General features: G+C 67.7%; 18 protein-coding genes. 4 read left to right on the forward strand and 14 right to left on the reverse strand.

Features of this window, described 5'->3' with window-relative positions:
- Window positions 1–83: 83 nt before the first annotated feature.
- Window positions 84–1,949 (reverse strand): phosphoenolpyruvate carboxykinase (GTP), encoded by a 1,866-nt coding sequence (locus tag JF52_RS0102390; RefSeq protein WP_033104889.1) that lies wholly within the window; start codon window positions 1,947–1,949, stop codon window positions 84–86.
- 108 nt (window positions 1,950–2,057) lie between these two features.
- Between JF52_RS0102390 and JF52_RS0102395 the strand changes: the two genes are divergently transcribed.
- Entirely contained in the window at window positions 2,058–3,500 is a 1,443-nt protein-coding gene (locus tag JF52_RS0102395) for a helix-turn-helix domain-containing protein (protein WP_033104890.1), read from the forward strand.
- Between the two features lie 36 nt (window positions 3,501–3,536).
- Here JF52_RS0102395 and JF52_RS0102400 read toward each other — a convergent pair whose 3' ends face one another.
- Window positions 3,537–4,610, reverse strand: coding sequence for a winged helix DNA-binding domain-containing protein (locus JF52_RS0102400; RefSeq protein ID WP_033104891.1), 1,074 nt, complete (start codon window positions 4,608–4,610; stop codon window positions 3,537–3,539).
- A gap of 50 nt (window positions 4,611–4,660) precedes the next feature.
- On the opposite strand from JF52_RS0102400, the gene JF52_RS0102405 reads away from it, so the two are divergent.
- Window positions 4,661–5,311: an HAD-IA family hydrolase gene (locus tag JF52_RS0102405; protein WP_033104892.1), complete on the forward strand. Its 651-nt coding sequence runs from the start codon at window positions 4,661–4,663 to the stop codon at window positions 5,309–5,311.
- Here JF52_RS0102405 and murQ read toward each other — a convergent pair.
- Both murQ and JF52_RS0102415 read right to left on the reverse strand, forming a co-directional pair.
- A complete protein-coding gene (gene murQ, locus JF52_RS0102410; protein WP_033106209.1) occupies window positions 5,304–6,245 on the reverse strand; it encodes an N-acetylmuramic acid 6-phosphate etherase in 942 nt (313 codons plus the stop codon). The two genes, JF52_RS0102405 and murQ, sit on opposite strands and share 8 nt — an antisense overlap.
- Window positions 6,238–7,137, reverse strand: a complete 900-nt coding sequence (locus JF52_RS0102415) for an N-acetylglucosamine kinase (protein WP_033104893.1) — start codon at window positions 7,135–7,137, stop codon at window positions 6,238–6,240. Before JF52_RS0102415 ends, murQ begins: the two co-directional genes overlap by 8 nt.
- Before the next feature lie 135 nt (window positions 7,138–7,272).
- Here JF52_RS0102415 and JF52_RS0102420 point away from each other — a divergent pair, with 135 nt between their 5' ends.
- On the forward strand, window positions 7,273–8,130 hold the full coding sequence (locus tag JF52_RS0102420) for a MurR/RpiR family transcriptional regulator (protein ID WP_033104894.1): 858 nt from the start codon (window positions 7,273–7,275) through the stop codon (window positions 8,128–8,130).
- Between the two features lie 9 nt (window positions 8,131–8,139).
- On the opposite strand, the gene JF52_RS0102425 is transcribed toward JF52_RS0102420, so the two are convergent.
- Together JF52_RS0102425 and JF52_RS0102430 are read right to left on the reverse strand one after the other, a co-directional pair.
- Window positions 8,140–9,252: a DUF998 domain-containing protein gene (locus JF52_RS0102425; protein WP_084595755.1), complete on the reverse strand. Its 1,113-nt coding sequence runs from the start codon at window positions 9,250–9,252 to the stop codon at window positions 8,140–8,142.
- A 23-nt stretch (window positions 9,253–9,275) separates the two neighbouring features.
- On the reverse strand, window positions 9,276–9,785 hold the full coding sequence (locus JF52_RS0102430) for a phosphoribosyltransferase (protein ID WP_033104895.1): 510 nt from the start codon (window positions 9,783–9,785) through the stop codon (window positions 9,276–9,278).
- Between the two features lie 147 nt (window positions 9,786–9,932).
- Between JF52_RS0102430 and JF52_RS0102435 the strand changes: the two genes are divergently transcribed.
- On the forward strand, window positions 9,933–11,669 hold the full coding sequence (locus JF52_RS0102435) for a thiamine pyrophosphate-binding protein (RefSeq protein ID WP_033106211.1): 1,737 nt from the start codon (window positions 9,933–9,935) through the stop codon (window positions 11,667–11,669).
- A 16-nt stretch (window positions 11,670–11,685) separates the two neighbouring features.
- On the opposite strand, the gene JF52_RS0102440 is transcribed toward JF52_RS0102435, so the two are convergent.
- From JF52_RS0102440 to JF52_RS0102475, 8 genes are all read right to left on the reverse strand, one after another.
- Window positions 11,686–13,470 carry a Na+/H+ antiporter gene (locus tag JF52_RS0102440; protein WP_033104896.1) on the reverse strand — a complete coding sequence of 595 codons (1,785 nt, stop codon included), beginning with the start codon at window positions 13,468–13,470 and terminating at the stop codon, window positions 11,686–11,688.
- Between the two features lie 113 nt (window positions 13,471–13,583).
- Window positions 13,584–13,964, reverse strand: a complete 381-nt coding sequence (locus tag JF52_RS0102445; protein WP_033104897.1) for a VOC family protein — start codon at window positions 13,962–13,964, stop codon at window positions 13,584–13,586.
- Window positions 13,965–14,043: 79 nt separating this feature from the next.
- Window positions 14,044–14,667 (reverse strand): response regulator transcription factor, encoded by a 624-nt coding sequence (locus JF52_RS0102450; RefSeq protein ID WP_033104898.1) that lies wholly within the window; start codon window positions 14,665–14,667, stop codon window positions 14,044–14,046.
- Window positions 14,661–15,845 (reverse strand): sensor histidine kinase, encoded by a 1,185-nt coding sequence (locus JF52_RS0102455; RefSeq protein ID WP_084595489.1) that lies wholly within the window; start codon window positions 15,843–15,845, stop codon window positions 14,661–14,663. The genes JF52_RS0102450 and JF52_RS0102455 overlap by 7 nt, the downstream gene beginning before the upstream one ends.
- A 10-nt stretch (window positions 15,846–15,855) precedes the next feature.
- The gene (locus JF52_RS0102460) at window positions 15,856–16,611 is read right to left on the reverse strand and encodes an ABC transporter permease (protein ID WP_033104899.1); all 756 of its coding nucleotides are present in this window, start codon (window positions 16,609–16,611) and stop codon (window positions 15,856–15,858) included.
- A gap of 8 nt (window positions 16,612–16,619) precedes the next feature.
- Window positions 16,620–17,576: an ABC transporter ATP-binding protein gene (locus JF52_RS0102465; RefSeq protein WP_052166691.1), complete on the reverse strand. Its 957-nt coding sequence runs from the start codon at window positions 17,574–17,576 to the stop codon at window positions 16,620–16,622.
- 107 nt (window positions 17,577–17,683) lie between these two features.
- Window positions 17,684–19,549: an FAD-dependent monooxygenase gene (locus JF52_RS0102470; RefSeq protein ID WP_033104900.1), complete on the reverse strand. Its 1,866-nt coding sequence runs from the start codon at window positions 19,547–19,549 to the stop codon at window positions 17,684–17,686.
- Window positions 19,550–19,551: 2 nt separating this feature from the next.
- Window positions 19,552–20,925, reverse strand: coding sequence for an MFS transporter (locus JF52_RS0102475; protein WP_033104901.1), 1,374 nt, complete (start codon window positions 20,923–20,925; stop codon window positions 19,552–19,554).
- Window positions 20,926–20,927 lie beyond the last annotated feature (2 nt).

The following is a 20,927-nucleotide window of genomic DNA, read 5'->3' on the forward strand; positions in this document are numbered from 1 at the left end:
CGAAAACGCGACGGCAGGATCAAGGGACCACTCAGCCACGGGTCTGTCCCAGTCATCCCGCCGTCGCGGGTCTGATTCCGGCGCTATCTCGTCTGCGCGAGCCGGTAGCGCAGCGAGGCCAGCTCGGCGCGGAGCGCTGCCGGCATCGTGTCACCGAAAGTGTCGAAGAACTCCTCGGTGGCGTCGGCCTCCTTCGACCAGGCATCCGCGTCCACGCTGAAGAGCTCGTCGAGATCCTGCTGCGAGATGTCGAGCCCGTCGAGGTTGAGGTCACTGGTCACCGGCAGCCGCCCGATCGGACTGTCGACTGCGGACACCTCACCGCTGACGCGGCGGATGATCCAGTCGATGACACGCGAGTTGTCGCCGAACCCGGGCCACAGGAAGCGTCCGTCGTCGCCACGGCGGAACCAGTTGACCTGGAAGATGCGCGGTGCACGGTCGAAGCGCAGAGACCGACCGACCTTGAGCCAGTGAGCGAAGTAGTCGCCCATGTTGTAACCGCAGAACGGCAGCATCGCGAACGGGTCGCGGCGCAGTTCACCCACAGTGCCCTCGGCGGCCGCTGTGCGCTCCGATGAGATCGTCGAACCGAGGAAGACACCGTGCGTCCAATCGGTCGCCTCGACGACGAGAGGCACGTTGCTCGCGCGACGCCCGCCGAACAGGATGACATCGAGCGGAACAGCCTCTTCCCAGTCATCCGAGATCTGCGGGCACTGAGCCGCGGCGACCGTGAAGCGCGAGTTCGGGTGCGCGGCGGGGCGACCAGAATCTGGCGTCCAATCGTTGCCCTCCCAGTCGATGAGGTGGGACGGCGGGGTGTCCGTCAAGCCCTCCCACCAGACGTCGCCGTCCGGACGGAGTGCGACGTTGGTGAAGATCGTGTTGCCCCAGAGCGTCTCGATCGCCGTGACGTTGGTCGACTCACCGGTGCCGGGAGCGACACCGAAGAAGCCGGCCTCGGGGTTGATGGCCCACATGCGGCCGTCCTCGCCCGGGCGGATCCACGCGATGTCGTCACCGAGCGTCTCGACCTTCCAGCCCGGGATGGTCGGGCGCAGCATCGCGAGGTTCGTCTTGCCGCACGCCGACGGGAAGGCCGCGGCGACGTGGTAGGCATTGCCCTTGGGGTCGATGACGCGGATGAGCAGCATGTGCTCGGCGAGCCACCCCTCGTCGCGGGCGATCACCGACGCGATGCGCAGCGCGAAGCACTTCTTGGCGAGGATGGCGTTTCCGCCGTAGCCGGAGCCGTACGAGTAGACCTCGAGGGTGTCGGGGAAGTGCACGATGTACTTCTCGTCGTTGCACGGCCATTCGACGTCCTGCGCGCCCGGTGCCAGCGGAGCGCCGACGGAGTGGACGGTCTTGACCCACGGCGCACCTTCCGCGATCTGCCGAGTGACGGCGTCGCCCACGCGCGTCATGATGCCGATGGACGCCACGGCGTACGCGCTGTCGGTGATCTGCACGCCGATGTGCGACAGCGGGCCCCCGACGGCTCCCATCGAGAACGGCACGACGTACATCGTGCGTCCGCGCATCGAGCCCTCGAAGATCTCGTTCATCGTCTGCCGCATCTCGGCGGGATCGGCCCAGTTGTTCGTGGGGCCGGCATCCTTCTCGTGCTCCGACGCGATGAACGTGCGCGCCTCTGTGCGGGCGACGTCACTGGGGTGCGAGCGCGCCAGGTACGACCCAGGACGCCACTCGGGGTTGAGCTTGATGAGCTTGCCCTCCGAGACGAGTCCGCGCAGCAGCGCGTCGTTCTCGGCCTGCGAACCGCCGACCCAGTGCACCGATGCCGGCTTCGTGAGGGCGCGGATCTCCTCCACCCAGGCGACGAGTTCAGCCATCCCGGGGGTGTCGTAGGTGGGGACGGCGCCAAGTTCGCGCGCCGCGGAGACGGCGGGAACGCGGGGTGTGAAGGTCTCGGCCATAACCATGTCTACTCCCTCGAAGAGTCGGTGTGTATGTCCATTCTGCGCAACATCACTCGCAGATTTCGCGGATTCGGGTCGTAAGAATCACTGTTCTTTCGATATGCTCAAGGAATGAGCGGCTCCGGCATCCATCTGACGACTCTCGGCCATCGCATCCGACACCATCGCGTGGCGAAGGGCTTCACCCTCGACGAGCTCGGCGCGCAGGTGGGCGTCGCCGGTTCGCAGCTGAGCCTGATCGAGAACGGCAAGCGCGAGCCCAAGCTCTCGCTCCTGCAGGCGATCGCCCAGGCCACCGCGACAGACGTCTCCGATCTCATCTCCGGCGAGCCTCCGAACCGTCGGGCGGCTCTGGAGATCGAGCTGGAGCACGCGCAGGCCAGTCCGGTGTTCCGCCAGCTGGGGGTCGCACCCGTGCGCGTCTCGAAGGGGATGCCTGACGAGACGATCGAGGCGATCCTCGGACTTCATCGCGAACTGCAGCGCCGCGAGCGCGAAGCCATCGCGACGCCCGAAGAGGCGCGACGTGCGAACACGGAGCTGAGACTGCGCATGCGGGCGCAGAACAATTACATCGGCGACATCGAGAAGCTCGCAGAAAAGCAGCTGAAGGCCGCCGGTCATGTCAGCGGCGCCCTGACCCACCGCACGGTGAGCATCATGGCGCAGAAGCTCGGCTTCGAGCTCCTCTACGTCAACGATCTGCCCCACTCCACACGCTCGGTGACCGATCTGGAGAACAGCCGTATCTACCTGCCACCGGCCTCGATCCCCGGCGGTCACGGGCTGCGCTCGATGGCGCTTCAGGCGATGGCGCATCGTCTGCTGGGGCACACGCCGCCGACCGATTACGCCGACTTCCTGCAGCAGCGCCTGGAGATCAATTACTTCGCGGCGAGCTGCCTGGTGCCAGAGACGGCGGGCGTTGCCTTCCTGCAGCAGGCCAAGAAGGATCGCAACCTCGCGGTCGAGGATTTCCGTGACGCATTCGGAGTCACGCACGAGGCGGCCGGAATGCGGATGACGAACCTCATGACCGAGCACCTCGGCATGAAACTGCACTTCCTCCGCGTCGACGAGACGGGCGCGATCACACGAGTGTACGAGAACGACGACCTTCCGCTGCCGATGGATGTGACCGGCGCGGTCGAGGGTCAGCCGGTGTGCCGGAAGTTCCAGGCGCGCGCCGCGTTCACGCAGCAGAACCGCACGACGGAGCACCATCAGTACACCGACACCCCCTCCGGCACGTTCTGGTGCGCGACGCAGACCGGGGCCGCCAGCGACGGCGAGTTCTCGGTCACCGTGGGAGTCCCGTTCGATGACGCGCGCTGGTGGCGTGGTCGGGAGACGACAGATCGCGCCGCGTCGACCTGCCCGGATGAGGCATGCTGCCGCCGTCCCGCCCCCGAGCTCGCGGATCGATGGAGCGCCAAGGCATGGCCGAGCGCCCGCGTGCACACGCACATGTTCTCACCGCTCCCCCGTGGCGCGTTCCCCGGAGTCGACGAGAACGAGGTGTACACGTTCCTCGCCCGGCACGCGGCGGAGTGAGTGGCCGGCACGCGCCGGGCGCGACGCCGGGTGCGGTCAGCCCGCGATGAAGGCCGCGTAGCGGTCGAGTGCAGCGGCGACGTCGGCATCGCCGGCGGCAGCGGCTGTCAGCAGCTCGGGCACGGGGTCATCGGTGTGCCGTCCGACAGCGGTGGAGTGCCGCCAGGTGCCGACGACGATGCCGTCTGCGACGAGGATCGGGCGCACCATCCCGTTCTTCCCCGGTCCGATCGCCGTCAGCAGCTCTGGTGGGCACGCGACAGTGCGATCGGTGTACGAGATGTAGTACTCCTCGAACGATCCGAGCGCGATCACGGTGGGGGCTGCCGTGCTTCGCCTTGGCATCGAGCTCGCGGCGAACATCCCCTCATCGATCTGGCGGATGCGCACGTCATCGGCGGAAGCGGCGGCCGCCGAGCGTGCGGCGCCGAGCGTGATACCGGCCCACCACGCGAAGTCCTCGGCGGTGGCGGGGCCATGACCGAGGATGTATCGCACGAACATCTCCGCAGCGGGATCGCTCGGAGCTGCGGATTCGGGGATGTGCTCCTCAGCGAGGACGAACTGCTGGTCGCGCGACACACCTCCTGCACGCGCGACGATCGGCTCCTGGCACACGATGCCGCGCAGGGCGAGATTCTGCACCGCGAACAGACCGCGCTGCCCGCCCGGCTCGATCCCGGCTCTCTGCAGGACCTCGAACAGTTCGACGCGGGTGAGACCGTTGCCGCCGTTCAGAGCACCTCGGACGACCCGCTCGACGGTCGCGAGTTCGTCGTCGCCCAGGCCGAGCTCCCGGTAGCGCGGCGCCGCCTTCTGCAGCTGCCGCTCCCCCGTCACCGTCAGCATCCAGGCGAGATCCTCAGCCGCGACGATGTGCAGGGTGCCGCGCTGCGTCCACGCGCGCACGAGGGCGCCGCGATTGAAGAGCCGATCGACACCGCTCAGCGTGGGCGCGCCTGACGCCCGCGCAGCAAGCGCCCACCGTCCGGCCCAGAAATCCTGCGCCTGCACCGCGAGCATGTGGCGCGCAACATCGGCCGCAGAACGGGCCGGAGCCGTGAGCCGGTGCGAGCGCAGTCGCAGCGTGCGCAGCAGATGCGGATCCATGACTCCATCCTGCCGCGTGCCTCCGACGTTCGCCGGGATAGCCTGAATGCATGACGACGACCATCACTGCGCGCGCTGTCCTTCTCGATATGGACGGCACGCTCGTCGACTCCACCGCCGTCGTCGAACGTCTGTGGCTGGAGTGGGCCGAGCCGCACGGACTCGACCGCGAGACCGTGCTGAAGACCGTGCACGGTCGTCAGGGCTGGCAGAGCATGGCGATCCTCCTTCCCGAGCGCGATCAGGCCATCAACCGCGAGGAGAACCAGCGGATGCTGGCGAGGGAGAGCGCCGACACCGACGGCGTCATCGCGATCCCCGGCGCCGCTGACCTGCTCCGATCGTTGCAGGACATGCCGCACGCGATCGTCACCTCAGCCGACATCGCCCTCATGACGGCGCGGATGGGGGCGGCTCGACTGCCCGTCACTGAACTCGCCATCACCGCCGAGCATGTCTCTCACAGCAAGCCAGACCCCGAGGGCTTCCTGCTCGCAGCATCCGCCCTGGGCGTCGACCCGGCCGACTGCGTCGTGTTCGAGGACTCAGGTGCCGGCATCCAGGCGGGAGTCGACGCCGGCATGACCGTGATCGGCGTCGGTCCGCACGCGCCGTCGTTCGCGCCGGCGCATCACGTCGACGACCTCACCCGGATCGCGATCGTACCCGCCGGCGAAGGATTCGAGATCCGGATCAACTGAGCGCGGCGATCGCCTCACGCAGGATGCCGTCGGCTTCGGCCAGCGCGACCTTCGCACGCTTCGCATCGGCTCCGCTGGCGAGGATGAGAAGTGCGAGCTTCACCGAGCCGTCCGCCGCTCTCAGTGCTGCTGAAGCCTCGTCGACCCCGACGCCGGCGAGCTGCGTCACTGTGCGCACCGATCGGGCGTGCAGCTTCTCGTTGGTCGCGAGCAGATCGACCATGACCCCGCGATAGGTCTTGCCGAGCTTGATCATCGACAGCGTGGTGAGCATGTTCACGACGAGCTTCTGCGCCGTTCCCGCCTTCAGCCGCGTGGAGCCGGAGATGAACTCCGGACCTGTCACGACCTCGATCGCGATCTCTGCGGCGACGCCGATCGCGGAGTCGGCGTTCGACGCGATCGCGACGGTGAGCGCGCCGATGCCGCGGGCGTACTCCAGTCCACCGACGACGTACGGCGTGCGGCCGGATGCGGAGATGCCGACGACCGTGTCATGAGCGTTCAGTTCGAGTCCGCGCAGCGACGTCTCGGCGGCCTGGGCATCGTCCTCGGCGTTCTCGACAGCAGCGCGGATCGCAGTCTCACCGCCCGCGATGAGGCCGACGACCATCGAGGGGTCTGTGCCGAATGTCGGCGGGCACTCGCTGGCGTCGAGCACTCCCACTCGTCCCGCCGTTCCTGCGCCGATGTAGATGAGACGACCGCCGCGACGGAATCGCTCAGCGATGCCGTCCACCGCCTGTGCGATCTCGTCAGCGCGCTCCGCGACCGCGAGCGGCACGCGCTGATCCTCGGTGTTCATCCGGCGCACCAGCTCAGCGGTCGCGAGCAGATCGAGGTCGCCGCGCTCGGTCGTCGACGCCTCGGTGCCGAGGGACGACAGCTCCTCGAGCAGTTCTGCGAGGCGGGTCGAGCCGGTGTGGTCATTCAGCACGGTGCACGTACCTTTCGTGGGGCATGTCGGTGTGGTGCGCGAGGAGCGCGGCGCCGTCGAGGGCATCGCCGACGGCGGGCACGATCGTGCGACCGGCGGTGGTGAGGGATCGCTCGAGTTCGGCGCGGAACCAGGGGTGGTCGGTGAGCCCGCCATGGATCGCGACGTCGTCGGCGCGATCGGATGCGGCGAGAGCGGATGCGGTGAGCAGGCGCACGGCTTCGGCGGCGATGTCCGACGCGACGATGTCGCCCGCCGCGGCGGCGTCGAGCACGAGCGGGGCGAGGGTCGCCAACTGACGCGCGGTCGGAATCTCGCCCGCCAGCCAGGTGATGGGATCGGGATGCGGTGCGATGTGCGCGCGGACGGCGCTGGTCAGCACGGTTTCCTGGCCGAGCGCGTCGCGGGTCCGCAGTACGGCACGCGCGCCTTCGCGGCCGATCCACGAGCCGCTGCCGAAGTCGCCGAGGTCCGGACCCCATCCGTCGACGAGACGCAGGCCGTCTTCATCCACCCCGAGCGCCACGGCGCCGGTGCCGGCGATGAGCAGCGTGCCTGGTGCACCCTGAAGCGCCCCGGCGTGCGCGGTCACGACGTCGGAGGTCACGGCGACACGCGCGCCGGTCGCGTCGGACAGGGAACGTGCGAGAGTGGCCGCGGCATCCGGTGCGGTCAACGCGCCCGCTGCGCCGACTCCGATGCTCTCCACACCGTCCGTCTTCGCGAGCAGAGGCAGGATCGCGGCTACAGCGGTCGCGACGCCGTCGATGCTCGCGAGACCCGGTGTGCCGGCATCCGTGTACGTCTCACGACCGTCGAGCGTGGTGACGGAGACGCGGCAGCGGGATTTGCCGAGGTCGACGGCCGCTGTCCTGTGTTCGATCGGCATCTCTCCACTTTCGCGTCGGCTCGGGGTACGTTTCGGAAAGAGTCTACAGTTGGCGCTATCGTTCTGAAAAGAATTTACCGGAACGCCCTGGTCCGCACTCGCGACATGCGGCGATCCCCTACCGGAGGAGAGTGGATGAGCATCCAGTCGACGATCGAAGCCGCCGTGTCGACCCTTCCGCCATCACTCGCCCGCGTCGCCGCGGTGATACGGGAGAATCCGTCCATCGTCATCGACATGACGATCAATGAGCTCGCCAACGCCTGCAGCACGTCCGTCGCCTCCGTGGTGCGGTTCTGCCGCGCCATCGGGTTCAGCGGATACGCCCCTCTGCGCATGGCGCTCGCTACCGAGCTCGGCAAGGAGGCCGCGCAGTTCTCCCCACGAGGGGCGTTCGGTTCCGAGATCTCGGACGAGGACTCGCTGCCTGAGGCCGTGTCGAAACTCGCCGCTCTCGAACTCCTCGCGATCGAGGAGACCGTCGCACAACTCGACTTCGACGTGCTCGAGGCCGCGATCACCGACATCGACGGAGCCGAGCGCATCCTGCTCTATGGAATCGGAGCCAGCCAGTTCGTCGCCGAAGACCTCGCGCACAAGCTGCTGCGGGTCGGGCGCAATGCGCATGTGCTCACAGATCCGCACGAGGCGATCGCCGCGACGGTGCTGAATGCAGGACCGACCGTCGCGGTCGGATTCTCGCACTCAGGCGTCACCCCGGAGACGCTGCGCTTCCTGCGCACCGCCGGCGACAACGGTGCGGCGACGATCGCCGTGACCTCGGCGAAGGGCTCGCCGCTCGCCGACGCCGCAGATCACGCTCTCTTCACCGAAGTGCGGGAGTCCACCTTCCGTGCCGGCGCCATGGTCAGTCGCATCGCTCAGCTCTCACTTGTGGACTGCCTGTTCATCGGAGTGGCCAAGCGGCGCTTCGCCGAGACGGTGGATGCTCTGCAGCGCACCCGCGAAGCGACGCGCGCACTGCGTGACTGACCTCTCGCGTCAGGGGCTGTCCTCAGAAGCGGCCGCGGGGGTCATCTCGGCGCCAGCCGCGGACACTTCCTCGGCAGCCCTGAGGAAGACGATGATCCAGCTGAAGATCAGTACGGCGGCGATCAACTCGACAGCGGTCAGATTGTAGTAACCCGTCGCGAAGAACACGGCCAGCAGCACGATGACGGCGACGTACGCGTAGCCGAGCGCGATGAACACCTTGGAGATCGCCGGCAGCAACCACGGCAACGCGATCACGACCCCGGCGAACGCGACCGCCATCCCGGTGGCGACGGTGTTGTGCACCACAAAGAACGCGTCGACGGGGAATATGCCCACGCAGGTGAGGAAGATGCCGATGAGGATCATCCCGATGCGCACGAGGCGGCGACCACGCGCATCCCTCGGCACATCGACGGGCAGCCCGGCGGTCGAGTAGCGCGCGATGGTGGTGATGATGATGCCCGCGACGATGAGAGTGCCGTTGAAGATCCAGGACGAATCGTTGCTCGCCATTCCGAGAGCCGAGAGGTTGTCCTGCCACCAGTGCTCGTCAGTAGCGGTGAGCATGCTGGCGAACGCGCCGACCACGAGGAATATCGCCAGCACGAGCGACAGCGACATCGGGGTGAGCGACACAGCGCTGAGGAAGCAGACGTACGCAGTCAATGCGAATGCGACGGCGACGAGCACCGCACCGGGGAAGGCGAAGACCGGCGCGTCGGTGAAGCTGCCGGCCAGGAGCGCCGCTATCCCCGCCCAGCCGAGGAGCGCGGTGACCGCATACGCGAGTGCGATGGCGGCGACGTCGTACCAGCGCAGTCGGTCATCGCGCATCGCGAGTCCGTCGCTGTGGATCACGCGTCGCCCCGGTCGCACGCCCAGACGCCCCAGCAACGCGGACAGCACCGCGACGACCGCCCCGCCGATCGAGGCGTATGTTCCGATCGAACGCGCACCGACGATCGACAACTCATGCCCCCAGAAGACGAAGATCGACACGAGGAATCCGACGACGAAGAACACCGCTCCCGCCAGGAGTGCTGCGGTCTCAAGCGAGAGCAGCGTCCCCTGCGCAGGGCGCAGCAGCGTCCGCCATGAGAACGATCGGGTTGCGTTCACCGAAGTGTCGATCTCTTGCTCGCTCACGCCGTGGGCGGCAGACCGAGGTCTTCCTCGCGCACCGTGCCCTGGAACGACCACGGGAAGTTGATCCACAGATCCGTGTCCTTCCAGGCGTAGTCGGGCTGGATGATCGTCGACGGCTTGGTGTAGATCGTCACGGATCGCACCTCTGCACCCTTGGCCTGCAGCAGCTCGACCGCGAGCGCCAGTGTGCGACCGGAGTCTGCGACGTCGTCGACCAGCAGCACCCGGCGCCCGTCGAGGTACGCCATGTCGAGTTCGGGAGGCAGCACCTCGGGGGCGTCAAGGACCGTGCCGATGCCGGTGTAGAACTCCACGTTGATCGCGCCGCAGTTCTTCGATCCGAGACCATAGGCGATCGCGCCGGCCGGCAGCAGTCCACCGCGGGCGATCGCGACGACCACCTCCGGTTCGAAGCCGCTGGCGACGATGCTGCGCGCGAGATCTCGCGTCGCCGCCCCGAAGCCATCCCAGGTGAGTGTCTCGCGTTCGATCGCAGCATCCGTCATCCTCCTATTGTGCCGGTAGAATCATCGGTGTCCGGACTCGCCCGAAAAGGGCGCCGGTGCCCGAAAAAGGGGCACGAAGCATTCGCTGCGATGCCGCGCGAAGCGAGACACACACGGAATCCATCCGTCGTCTCGAAAGGCATTCCCCTGCCCACTGTCTCCGCCCATGTCGCCCTCACCCTCGCCGAGCACATCGATGCCGTCTTCGGTGTGATGGGCAATGGCAACGCGTACTTCCTCGATGCGCTCGAAAGCCAGACCTCCGCGGAGTTCACAGCGGTGCGCCACGAACAGGGCGCCGTGGTCGCCGCCGATGCACACCATCGGGCATCCGGCCGGATCGCCGCGGCGACGACGACCTACGGCGCCGGGTTCACGAACACGCTCACGGCGCTGGCCGAGTCGGTGCAGGCGCACATCCCCCTCGTGCTCGTGGTCGGCGACGAGCCGACTTCCGGCCCTCGCCCGTGGGACGTCGACCAGATCGCGCTCGCCAGCGCCGTCGGCGCACGCACCTATACCGTCGGACGAGCGGATGCCGCGGCCACGACGATCATCGCGATCGAGCACGCTCTCACCTACCGCGTGCCGGTCGTTCTCGCGATCCCGTACGACGTCGCCGCCCTCGAAGCGGGTCCGGTGCCGCCCGCTCCCGCGCCGCGCATCCCCGCGCCGGTCCATCCGAAGGGCGAGTTCACCGAGGGGATGCTGGATGACATCGCTCTTGCGCTCCGCGAAGCGGAGCGACCGTTCCTGCTCGCGGGCAGAGGCGCCTGGCTCGCCGGGGCCGGCGACGCATTGGGCACTCTTGCCGAGGTGACCGGGGCGCTCACGGCATCCACCGCTCTCGGCCGCGGCGTCTTCCCCGCCGCGGAATACGACCTCGGCGTCACAGGTGGTTTCGGCGCCGAGGGCGCCATGGAGCTCGTGCGGCAGGCCGATGTCGCCGTCGTCTTCGGCGCATCGCTGAACCAGTTCACGATGCGTTTCGGCGAGCTGTTCGCTCCCGGGACGCGGGTGTTCCAGGTCGATGTCGCCCCGGCTGCGACGCACGCGCACGTCGGCGGGTTCGTCCGTGGTGACGCGAGAGTCGTGGCAGAGGATCTCGTGGGGCGTCTGCGGGAAGGTCGTCTTGGCGTGCCCGTTCTTCGGAGAAGTGCACGTTCTTCGGAGGAATCCGGCGAAAGTCTCCGAGCGAAGCGCACTTCTCCGAGCGAAGCGCCCACCCCGTGGCGCGAATCCGCCGATCTGAGGGCGGCGCGCATCTATGAACCTGGAGACGACCTCGCACCCGACGGCCGCCTCGACCCGCGCTCAGCGGCCCGTCGCATCGCCGCGCTGCTGCCGGAGGATCGGGTGGTGGTGTCTGACGGCGGGCACTTCATCGGCTGGGCGAACATGTACTGGCCGGTCGCCTCGCCCGACAGGATGATGATGATCGGCACGGCCTTCCAGGCGATCGGTCAGGGCTGGCCGAGCGTGGTCGGTGCGACGCGAGCACGACCGGACTCGACGATCGTGCTCACCTCGGGCGACGGTGGCGGCCTCATGGCGATCGCCGATCTCGAGTCGGCGGTGCGCGCAGCCGGCGGCCACGGCTGCGCGGTGATCTGGAATGATGCGGCATACGGCGCCGAGGTGCATCTGTACGGACTGAAGGGTCTCGCCGAGGATCCGATGCGCATCCCCGAGGTCGATTTTGCGGCGTTCGTCACGGCCGTCGGGGGCGAGGGCTTGGTCGTCCGCACGCTCGATGATCTCGACAGGCTCGGCGCATGGGCGTCCGAAGATCCGGCGACACGTCGGTTCCTGCTACTGGATCTGCGCATCTCCGGCGACGTGATCGCGCCGTATCAGCAGGAGATCATCCGCGTGAAATCCTGACTCAGAATTCATCGACTCAGTCGACCGGCTCGATACCCTGCACGCGCAGCTGTTCGAGATCAAGCCGTGCCGAGATGTTGCGCACGATGAGGTCGTCGACCGTCCCCGCACGCCTCAATCCGTGCAGCACCTCACGTTCGTGCTCGAGCACGGCGAGCTTGAGCCGGGCATACTCCTCGTGCCTGATGATCGGCGAACGCTGCAGCATATCGACATCAGCAGAGGTCGCGACCATCTGCAGCGTCCTGCCACTCGGAGTGTCGGGCGACATGCTGGTGTCAGGCGACATGCTGACTCCCCCGAGCCCATCAGAGGTCGCATCCCCCGCACCTGCCGCGAGCGGGTCCGGTGCATCCAGCAGATCCTCCATCGCCCCCACCTCGACGTCGATCAGCGCGCGTTCTCTCGCCATCGCGCGAGCGTTTGCGAGCTCGAGCATCTCGTACCCGTCGCGACGCACGCGATCGCGGACCTCGGGGCTGATCTCGTGCTCGGAGGCGAGTGTGTCGAGAGCAGCCATCGCTGCACCGGTGATCGCACGCTCGGCGAGTTCGTACTCCTCATCTGCGGCGTGGTCGACCGGGAAACCGGCCCAGCGCACGACAGCGGGCAGCAACGGGCCCTGCACCAGCAGGCTGAGCAGGATCACACCGGCAGTGACGAAGATGATCTCGTCGCGTCCCGTCATCGTCGAGCCGTCGGTCGCCGTCACCGGGACAGAGAGAGCGATCGCAAGCGATATGGCGCCGCGCATGCCTGCGACCGTGCTGACGATCTGCGCGCGCGTACGCAGACCTCGAGGGTGCGCAGCAGCAGCACCGCCTCCGCCGAGGCGCTGGAAGGGCACAGACAGCAATTGGAACCCGAAGCGCACGACCAACAGCGTCGCCCACACCGCGACCGTGGCGAGAACCAGCCAGCCGATCATGCGCAGTGACGTCTGGTGCACCACCCACTGCACCTCGAGGCCGATCAGCACGAACAGTGCGCCGTTGAGCAGGAAGACGCCGAAGGGCCACACCGATTCGGCTTGACGCCGCGAGGCGGCCGTGGTGATCCGAGGCCCGAGGTAGGCAGCGATGAGTCCGGCGACGACGACGGCGAGCACGCCCGAAGCGTGGATCAACTCGGCAAGGAGGAACGCCACGAAGGGAACGAGCAGCATCGTCACGTTGATGGTGATCGTGGCCCGCATGCGTCGCAGCAGAAGCCAGCCGGCGGCTGCGACGAGCACGCCGACCGCGATGCCGCCGAGGTACGACACGACGACCATCCAGGTGACGGAGAGCGGCGTGATGTTGCCGCCGACCGCCAACGACACCGCGATCGCGTAGAGCACGAGAGCGGTGCCGTCGTTGGTGAGGCTCTCGGCCTTCAACTTCATGAAGGCGCGCCGCGGCAGCAGTCGACCGAGCGCAGCGACGGCGGTGGCGTCCGGCGGGGCCACTGCTGCACCGAGGATGAGAGCGATCTCCCACGGCAACCCGAACAGCACTGCGACACCCGCCACCGCGAACGCCGAAGCGACGACGAGCAGCGTGCTCATGGGCAGGATGTAGCGGAAGTCTCGGCGGATCGAGCGCAGCGACGTCGTGAGGCTCTCCCAGAACAGCATCACGGGCAGGAAGAGCAGCAGCACGGTCTCGGGCGGCAGCTGCACCTCGCGCAGCGCCGGCACGAATCCGAGCAGCAGGCCGAACACGACGAGGACGAGCGGAAGCGCCAGTCGCACCCTCGGCGCGAGCATCGTCCCCACCAGAATCGTCAGTCCCAGCAGGACCGTGATCTCGAGACCTTCCATACGCGCACCCATCTGCCGTCACGGACGGCGCGACGTGCTCAGGACACAGCGCCCGTCAAGGACAAGGTATTCCCGAAAAAGCGCGCATGAAAGGGGTTCGCCCGCAGCGCGCGTCAGCCGGCGGCGCTGTAGTCGGGCAGCTGCTGCAGGGTCCAGGTGTTGCCGTCAGGGTCGTCGAACGTGACGAACCGCCCCCAGGCCTGCTCGTCGACGCCGCTCGCTTTGACCCCGGCGTCTCGCAGTTGCGCCAGCGCCGCATCCGCGTCTGCCACCACGACCTGGATCGTGTTCTGCTCGCCCGGTTCGAGGTCGACGCCGAGGCCGGTTCCGAACGCGATCGAGCACGCTGATCCCGGGGGTGTCATCTGCACGAATCGCAGCCCCTCGGACGGCACCTGATCGTGATCGGCGTTGAAGCCGATCTTCACGTAGAAGTCCTTCGCGCGGTCGACATCGGTGACCGGCACGAAGATGAGTTCGATCTTCCAATCCATCGTGCACTCCTCCTGACGGGCATCGGCGCCCGTCAGGAATCACGCTACGCGCGGGCACGGACATCGACCAGATGCCGACTCAGATCCAGCCCTTGTCCTGCGCGATCCGCACCGCCTGCGCCCTGTTCGCCGCTCCGACCTTGCCGATCGCCGCCGAGAGGTTGTTGCGCACGGTTCCCGCTGACAGGAAGATCTCGGATGCGACCGCCGCTGCGCTGCGCCCGTCTGCGGCGAGTCGCAGCACCTGCTGCTCGCGCTCGCTGAGCGGGTTCGCGCCATCGAACAGACTCGCCTCGGCCAGAGCGGAATCGACGACCCGCATCCCGGCGTGCACTCGGCGCACCGCGTCGGCGAGCTGCTCGGCGGGGGCATCCTTCACCACGAATCCGCTGGCCCCGGCATCCAGGGCGGAACGCAGATAACCCGGCCGCGCGAAGGTGGTCACGATGAGCACGCGCGTGTCGAAGTTCGCCGAGCGCACCGCCCTCGTCGCGGCGATCCCGTCCATACCGGGCATCTGGATGTCCATCAGACACACGTCGGGCTCTGTCCTGGCCACTACCTGAACGGCTTCATCACCGTCTGCGGCGACGCCGACCACGGTCAGATCCTCCTCGAGGTCCAGCAGCGCTGCGAGCGCACCTCGCAGCATCGCCTGATCGTCGACGATGACGAGACGGATCCGTTCCGCATCGCTCACCATGTCACCTCCACGCGAGTGCCGCCGGATTCGCCTGTCCGCACGTCGAACATCGCACCGCCGATCGTGGCGCGCTCGCGCATCCCCCGCACACCGCTGCCCTCGCGGCCGGCGAACCCGGAGCCGTCGTCGGCCACGGTGAAGCCGCCCGGCGCGATGTGCACCGTGACAGTGCTCGCACCGGCGTGCCGAAGCACGTTGGTCGTCGCTTCGCGGAGGATCCAGCTCGCCGTCAGCGATTGCGCGGGCGAGAGAGCCGTGACATCCCCCTCCACGCGCATCGTCACATCGACCGAATGCAGGGCGTCCCGGCATGAGTCCAACTGCTCGACGAGTGCCGCGCTGCGCACGCCCGCGACCGTCGCCCGCACGCCGGCGATCGCCTCGGCGGTGAGCGACTCGATGTCGGCGAGTTCGGCTTTCGCCCGCTCCGGGTCGCTGTCGATGAGCCGGCGCACGAGCTGCGCCTTCAGACTCACGACGGTCAGGGAGTGCCCGACCAGATCGTGCACGTCACGTGCGACCGCCTCGCGCCCTTCGCTCGTGGCCAGTTCGAGTCCGAGCTCCTCGGCCTGGGCCGACCTGATGATGAGACTCGTCGAGACCGTGTTGACCGCACCCAGCAGTGCGATGATCGCGAGAATCGAGAGGTAGGCGGCACCCTGCGGCGTCAGGAACACGACCATCGCCGTGACCGCGACACATACTGCCATCGTGAGCCAATGCGCGAGCCGGTTCAGGCCGTACGACGCGAACGACATGATGAACGGGAGGAAGCTCAGCGCAGAGCCGCCAGCAGCGGGGATGGTCAGAGCCGCAGTCACGATCATCCCGCCGAACGCGACCCATTGGATCGGCTTCGGCCGCGTGGTGAGCCCACCGCCGCCGAAACTCATGCCGTTCATGAAGCCGGCGACGTAGATCACGACGAACGCTCCGAGCGCGATCCAGCCCGTGGTGATCCACATCTGCGCCGCTTCCGATCGCAGCAGTGCCATCAGCGGATAGATGAGGAACACGAGCCAGAGGGCGGCCATCAGCCAGCCGTAACGCTCCCACGGCGAGCCGGATCCACGCCTGCGGCGTCGCGACCCGACCACGTTCCCGGTGGCCGCCCATGCCGCCGGAGCAGCCCCGGCCGCAGAGGCCATCGCCGCGTCCCTGGTCACGTCATCCGCCATGCTGTCGACCTTATCGGCGAGAGCGCGAGCGCTTGACGCCGACCGTCACCAGCACGGCGAACACGATCAGCCACGCCACGATGTTCGCCGCGATCATCCACAGCGGGTCGGTCTGGCCGGTCGTGAGCACCCCGTCGGTGAGTGGCCAGCGACTCAGTGCCACGAAACCGTACAGCGGAGTGAAACGGGCGATGTCGAGCATCACGCCGTCGAGCGGCATGAATACGTTCCCGAAGAAAGCGAAGAAAGTCATCGAGATGGATGCCAGCGCCGCCGCCGTGTCGGAGTTGAAGAAGAGTCCGACTCCGAGTCCGTACAGTCCGAACATCAATCCGATTCCGAGGATGATCCCCGCCGAGGCCCACCAGCGCCAGCCGTCCGAGACCTCGGCGCCGGTCAGCATGCCGGCGGCGAACACGGCGAGCATCGCGAGCGCGGCGAACGCGACCGCAGTCAGCAGCTTCGTCACGGCATAACCGGCTGTGCCCAGCGGCGTCATCGCGAGTTGCCGACCCCAGCCCTGCTTCGCCTCGGTCGCCGCGAGCGAGGTGATCGAGCTCATGGCGACGGCGGTGCCGTAGGCGGCCATCGACACCATGACGTAGTACTTGACGTTGCCGTGCCCGGCAGAGATCTCGCCGTAGCCCATACTCGCGCCGAACAGCAGGTACATCGCCACCGGCATCCCGAGGGTGAACGCGAGGGTGTACGGGTTGCGGATCTGGCGCATCGCCTCGACGCGCATCATCGTGGGTGAGAGTGACATGGTGATGATCAGTCCTCCGTCAGGGCTGTGAAGGCGGTTTCGAGGGTCGGAGCGGTGATCTCGAGATCGTGCGCTCCAGCGCCCAGAAGAGCGGATGCCGCGGCATCCGAGTCCGTGGCGCGCATGCTCATGCGTCCGCCGTCGACGCGCACCTCGGTGACGCCGTCGGTGTCCTCCAGTCGGCGCACGAGATCGTCAGCGCCCGATGCGGGAAGCGTCGCCGCGAGCGTGCGACCGCCGAGGTTGGCGCGCAGCTGCGCGGTGGGCGCATCCGCGACGATCCGCCCGCGGTGCATCACCACCGTGCGCCGGGCGAACTGCTCGGCTTCCTCGAGGTAGTGCGTGGCGAAGATGATGGTGCGCCCGGCATCCGCATCGGCGCGCATGACGTTCCAGAAGTGCCGGCGGGCCGTGACGTCCATTCCGGCGGTCGGCTCGTCCAGCACGAGGATGTCGGGGTCGGCGACGAGCGCGAGCGCGAACTTCACCCGCTGCTGCTCGCCGCCGGAGCACTTGGCGATACGACGGCGCGCGAGCGGCTCCAGGTCGGTGCGGGCCAGCACGTCGGGCACGCGGGAGAGCGCTTCGCGGCCGTGCAGGGATGCGATCACCTCGACGGTCTCGCGGACGGTGAGATCCGACAGCAGCCCACCGGTCTGCAGCACCGCGGCGATCATGCCTGCCCTGGCGGCCTTGGCCGGCTTCTCCCCGTAGACAGAGAGAGTGCCGTCGCTGGGATCGGTGAGCCCCAGCAGCATGTCGAGCGTTGTCGTCTTCCCCGCACCGTTCGGGCCGAGAAGTGCGACGACCTCGCCCCGGCGGATGCTGAGGTCGAGTCCGTCCACGGCTCTCACCGTGCGATCGCCCAGGCCGTAGTATCGGCGCAGTCCCGTGATGGCGACGGCCGTGTCGGATGCTGTGCGAGTGGGTTTCGTCGGAGTCAGAGTGTCCGCTGCTGTACTCATGCCTCCAGCCTGGCGCCGATGCGCGGCGGAATCCGGATGCCGGTGTCATCTGATCCGCATGACACGTGTCACGGAGCGCCGGGAACCCCCGAGCCGTTCAGGGCGAGTCAGGCGGGCAGAAACACCCCGGACAGGAACTCGTCCAGGTCGGCGACCGCATCCAGCGGCAGCACAGCGGCTGCGTACTGGTCGGGGCGCACGACCACGACCACGCCGTCGCGCGAGAGTTCACGCTCGGCGAAGATGTCGGTCTTCGACCAAGCGTTGGGCGCCGAGGTGTACACCTTCTCCCAGTCGATCAGCCCCAGCGGGCCGCTCTTCGGCAGGAACAGCGGCGCCACCGCGGTGATGTCGATGTCCTCGAACGCATCCTGGTAGATCGCCTTCACATCGAGCACGGCATCGGCGTCAGCATCCGTCGGCGTGAACCGGGCGATGACCGGCGCGACGTCCGAGGCCCACTCCGCGAGTCGCGCACCGGAAGCATCCGCGAAGGCATACACGCGCCAGCGGCCGTCGGCCTTCGCGTGATGCCCGAGATGCACGACGTTGCCGTCGCACACCCGCACCACCTCGGCCGATTTGAAGCGACGCCCGAGCGGGAACCCCGCGGCGAGCGCCTGGTACTCCGAACCGCCGGTGATCTCCGACGGTTCGTACTGCGTCATGAAGCCGGAGGGGAATTCGGCGGTAGCCAGGTAGTAGTTCGCGAGTTCCTGCGGGTCGGAGATCTCCCCCGGCTTGCGCGCCATCAGCGACGACCACTCCCGGTCGAAGTCGATCAGTTGCTGCGCGACCGGCTGCCGCTCGGCGGAGTACGTCGACAGCAGCGATTCGGGGCTTCGCCCTGTGAGCACGCTGCCCAGCTTCCAGCCGAGGTTGAACCCGTCCTGCATCGAGACGTTCATACCCTGCCCTGCCTTTGCGCTGTGCGTGTGGCAGGCATCGCCGGCGAGGAAGACCCGCGGCGCACGCTCGGAATCCAGCGTGTCATCGAAGCCGTCGGTGACGCGATGACCGACCTCGTACACGCTCGACCAGGCGACTTCCTTCACGTCGAGGGAGTACGGATGCAGGATCTCATTGGCCTTCTCGATGACGCGCTCGATCGGCGTCTGCCGCACCTGGTGATTGTCATCGGCGGCGACCTCGCCGAGATCGACGTAGATCCGGCTGAGGTAGCCGCCCTCGCGTGGGATGTGGAGGATGTTGCCCGCCTGCGCGTTGATCGCGCATTTGGTGCGCCAATCGGGGAAGTCGGTGTTCACGAGCACGTCCATGACGCCCCAGGCGTGCGCGGCGAACGCGCCGACGTGCGTGCGTCCGATCGCCTCGCGCACACCGCTGCGAGCGCCGTCACTGCCGACGACGTACTTGGCGCGGATGGTGCGCTCCTCGCCCTCGCGCGCTCCGGCTGTGTATCGCACCCGCACCTCGACCGGGTATTCGCCGTCGTCGTGCACCGTGAGCCCGACGAATCCGACACCGTAGTCGGGCGCGATGCGCCCGGGGCCGTGAGCTGCGGCCTCGGCGAAGTAGTCCAGCACGCGCGCCTGGTTCACGATGAGATGCGGGAACTCGCTGATCTTGAGACCGTAGTCCTCGGTGCGCGTGGTGCGGATGATGTTCCCCGGGTTCTCCGGATCGGGCCCCCAGAAGTTCATGTACGCGATGTTGTACGCCTCGGCCGTGATGCGCTCGGCGAACCCGAAAGCCTGGAACGTCTCGACGCTGCGCGGCTGGATGCCGTCGGCCTGGCCCAGCACGAGCCGTCCGTCGCGCTGCTCGATGATCCGTGTCGTGACGTCGGGGAACTGCGACATCTGCGCCGCGAGGAGCATGCCGGCGGGCCCTGACCCGACGATGAGCACGTCCATCTCGTCCGGCAGGTCGGCAGGGCGGTCGACGCCGGTGCCTGCGGCCGCGACGATGCGCGGGTCCTGTGAGACGTAGCCGTGGTGGTGGAACTGCATACTCAGGCCCTCGACAATCCGTAGATCGGGCTCACTGCTTGTTCTTCCTCATGGTCAGGGCCGAGCGGAATGCCGCTGCGGTCGCGCAGCAGCAGCGTGGCGATGAGACCGATCAGCGTCATGCCCGCCAGATACCACGTCACCATCTCGGTCGAGCCGGTTGCGGCGACGATCGCGGCCGCGATGGTGGGTGCGAACGCACCGCCGAGGATCGCGCCGATCGCATACGAGATCGAGACCCCGGAGAAGCGGATGGATGCCGGGAACAGCTCGGTGTACAGCGCCGCCTGCGGTCCGTATGTGAAGCCGAGGCCGATGGTGAGGATCGCGAGAGCCGCGAAGATCGACCCGATGTCGCCGGTGTTGACGAGAGGGAAGAGCAGGACCACACCGCCCAGCTGCATGATCCACCCGGCGATGTACGTGTTGCGGCGACCGATGCGGTCGGAGATCCATCCGGCCAGGAGCGTGGAGAGCAGCCAGGTGACGGCCGATGCCGCGACCGCCCAGAGCACGGGTCCGCGTTCGAGGCCGATCGGGCCCTCGGGGTCGGTGGTGTAGCCCTGGATGTAGCCTCCGGTGGTCATGTAGCCGATGGCATTGTTGCCCGCGAAGACCAGAGCAGCGATGAGGACGAGCAGCGCGTGCTTGCGGAACAACTGCACGATCGGCATCTTCGCCTTCTCCTTGCGGGCGGCGAGTTCCGCGAACACCGGGCTCTCCTCGACGTTGCGGCGTACGTAGTAGCCGATCAGGATGAGCACGACGCTGAGCAGGAACGGGATGCGCCATCCCCAGGCGAGGAACTGCTCCCCCGGTGCGATCGCGGTCATGATCGCCATGACGCCGGATGCGAGCAGCAGGCCGAGCGGCACGCCGATCTGCGGTGAGGCGCCGAAGACGCCGCGCTTCTTCTTGGGCGCGTGCTCGACGGCCATGAGCACCGCGCCGCCCCACTCGCCACCTGCCGAGATGCCCTGCAGGATGCGCAGCAGCACGAGCAGGATCGGAGCGCCGACGCCGATGACCTCTGCGGTGGGCAGCACGCCGATCAGCGCCGTGGCGGCGCCCATCAGGATCAGCGTCCACATCAGCACGCGCTTGCGGCCGAGCTTGTCGCCGAAGTGGCCGGCGAGGAAGGCGCCGAGCGGGCGGAACAGGAAGCTGATGCCCACGGTCGCGAATCCGAGGATGACGGTGTTCGTGCCCAGCGCAGAGAAGAACAGCTGCCCGAAGACCAGGCCGACGGCCGTGGCGTAGATGAAGAAGTCGTACCACTCGACGGTGGTGCCGACGACGGTCGCGAAGACGACGCGCCGGCGATCCGCGGCGCTGGCGATGGTGCCTGTCGGCGTGAAGCCGGGATGATCATTCATGG

The organism is Microbacterium profundi (assembly GCF_000763375.1).
Lineage (GTDB): Bacteria > Actinomycetota > Actinomycetes > Actinomycetales > Microbacteriaceae > Microbacterium > Microbacterium profundi.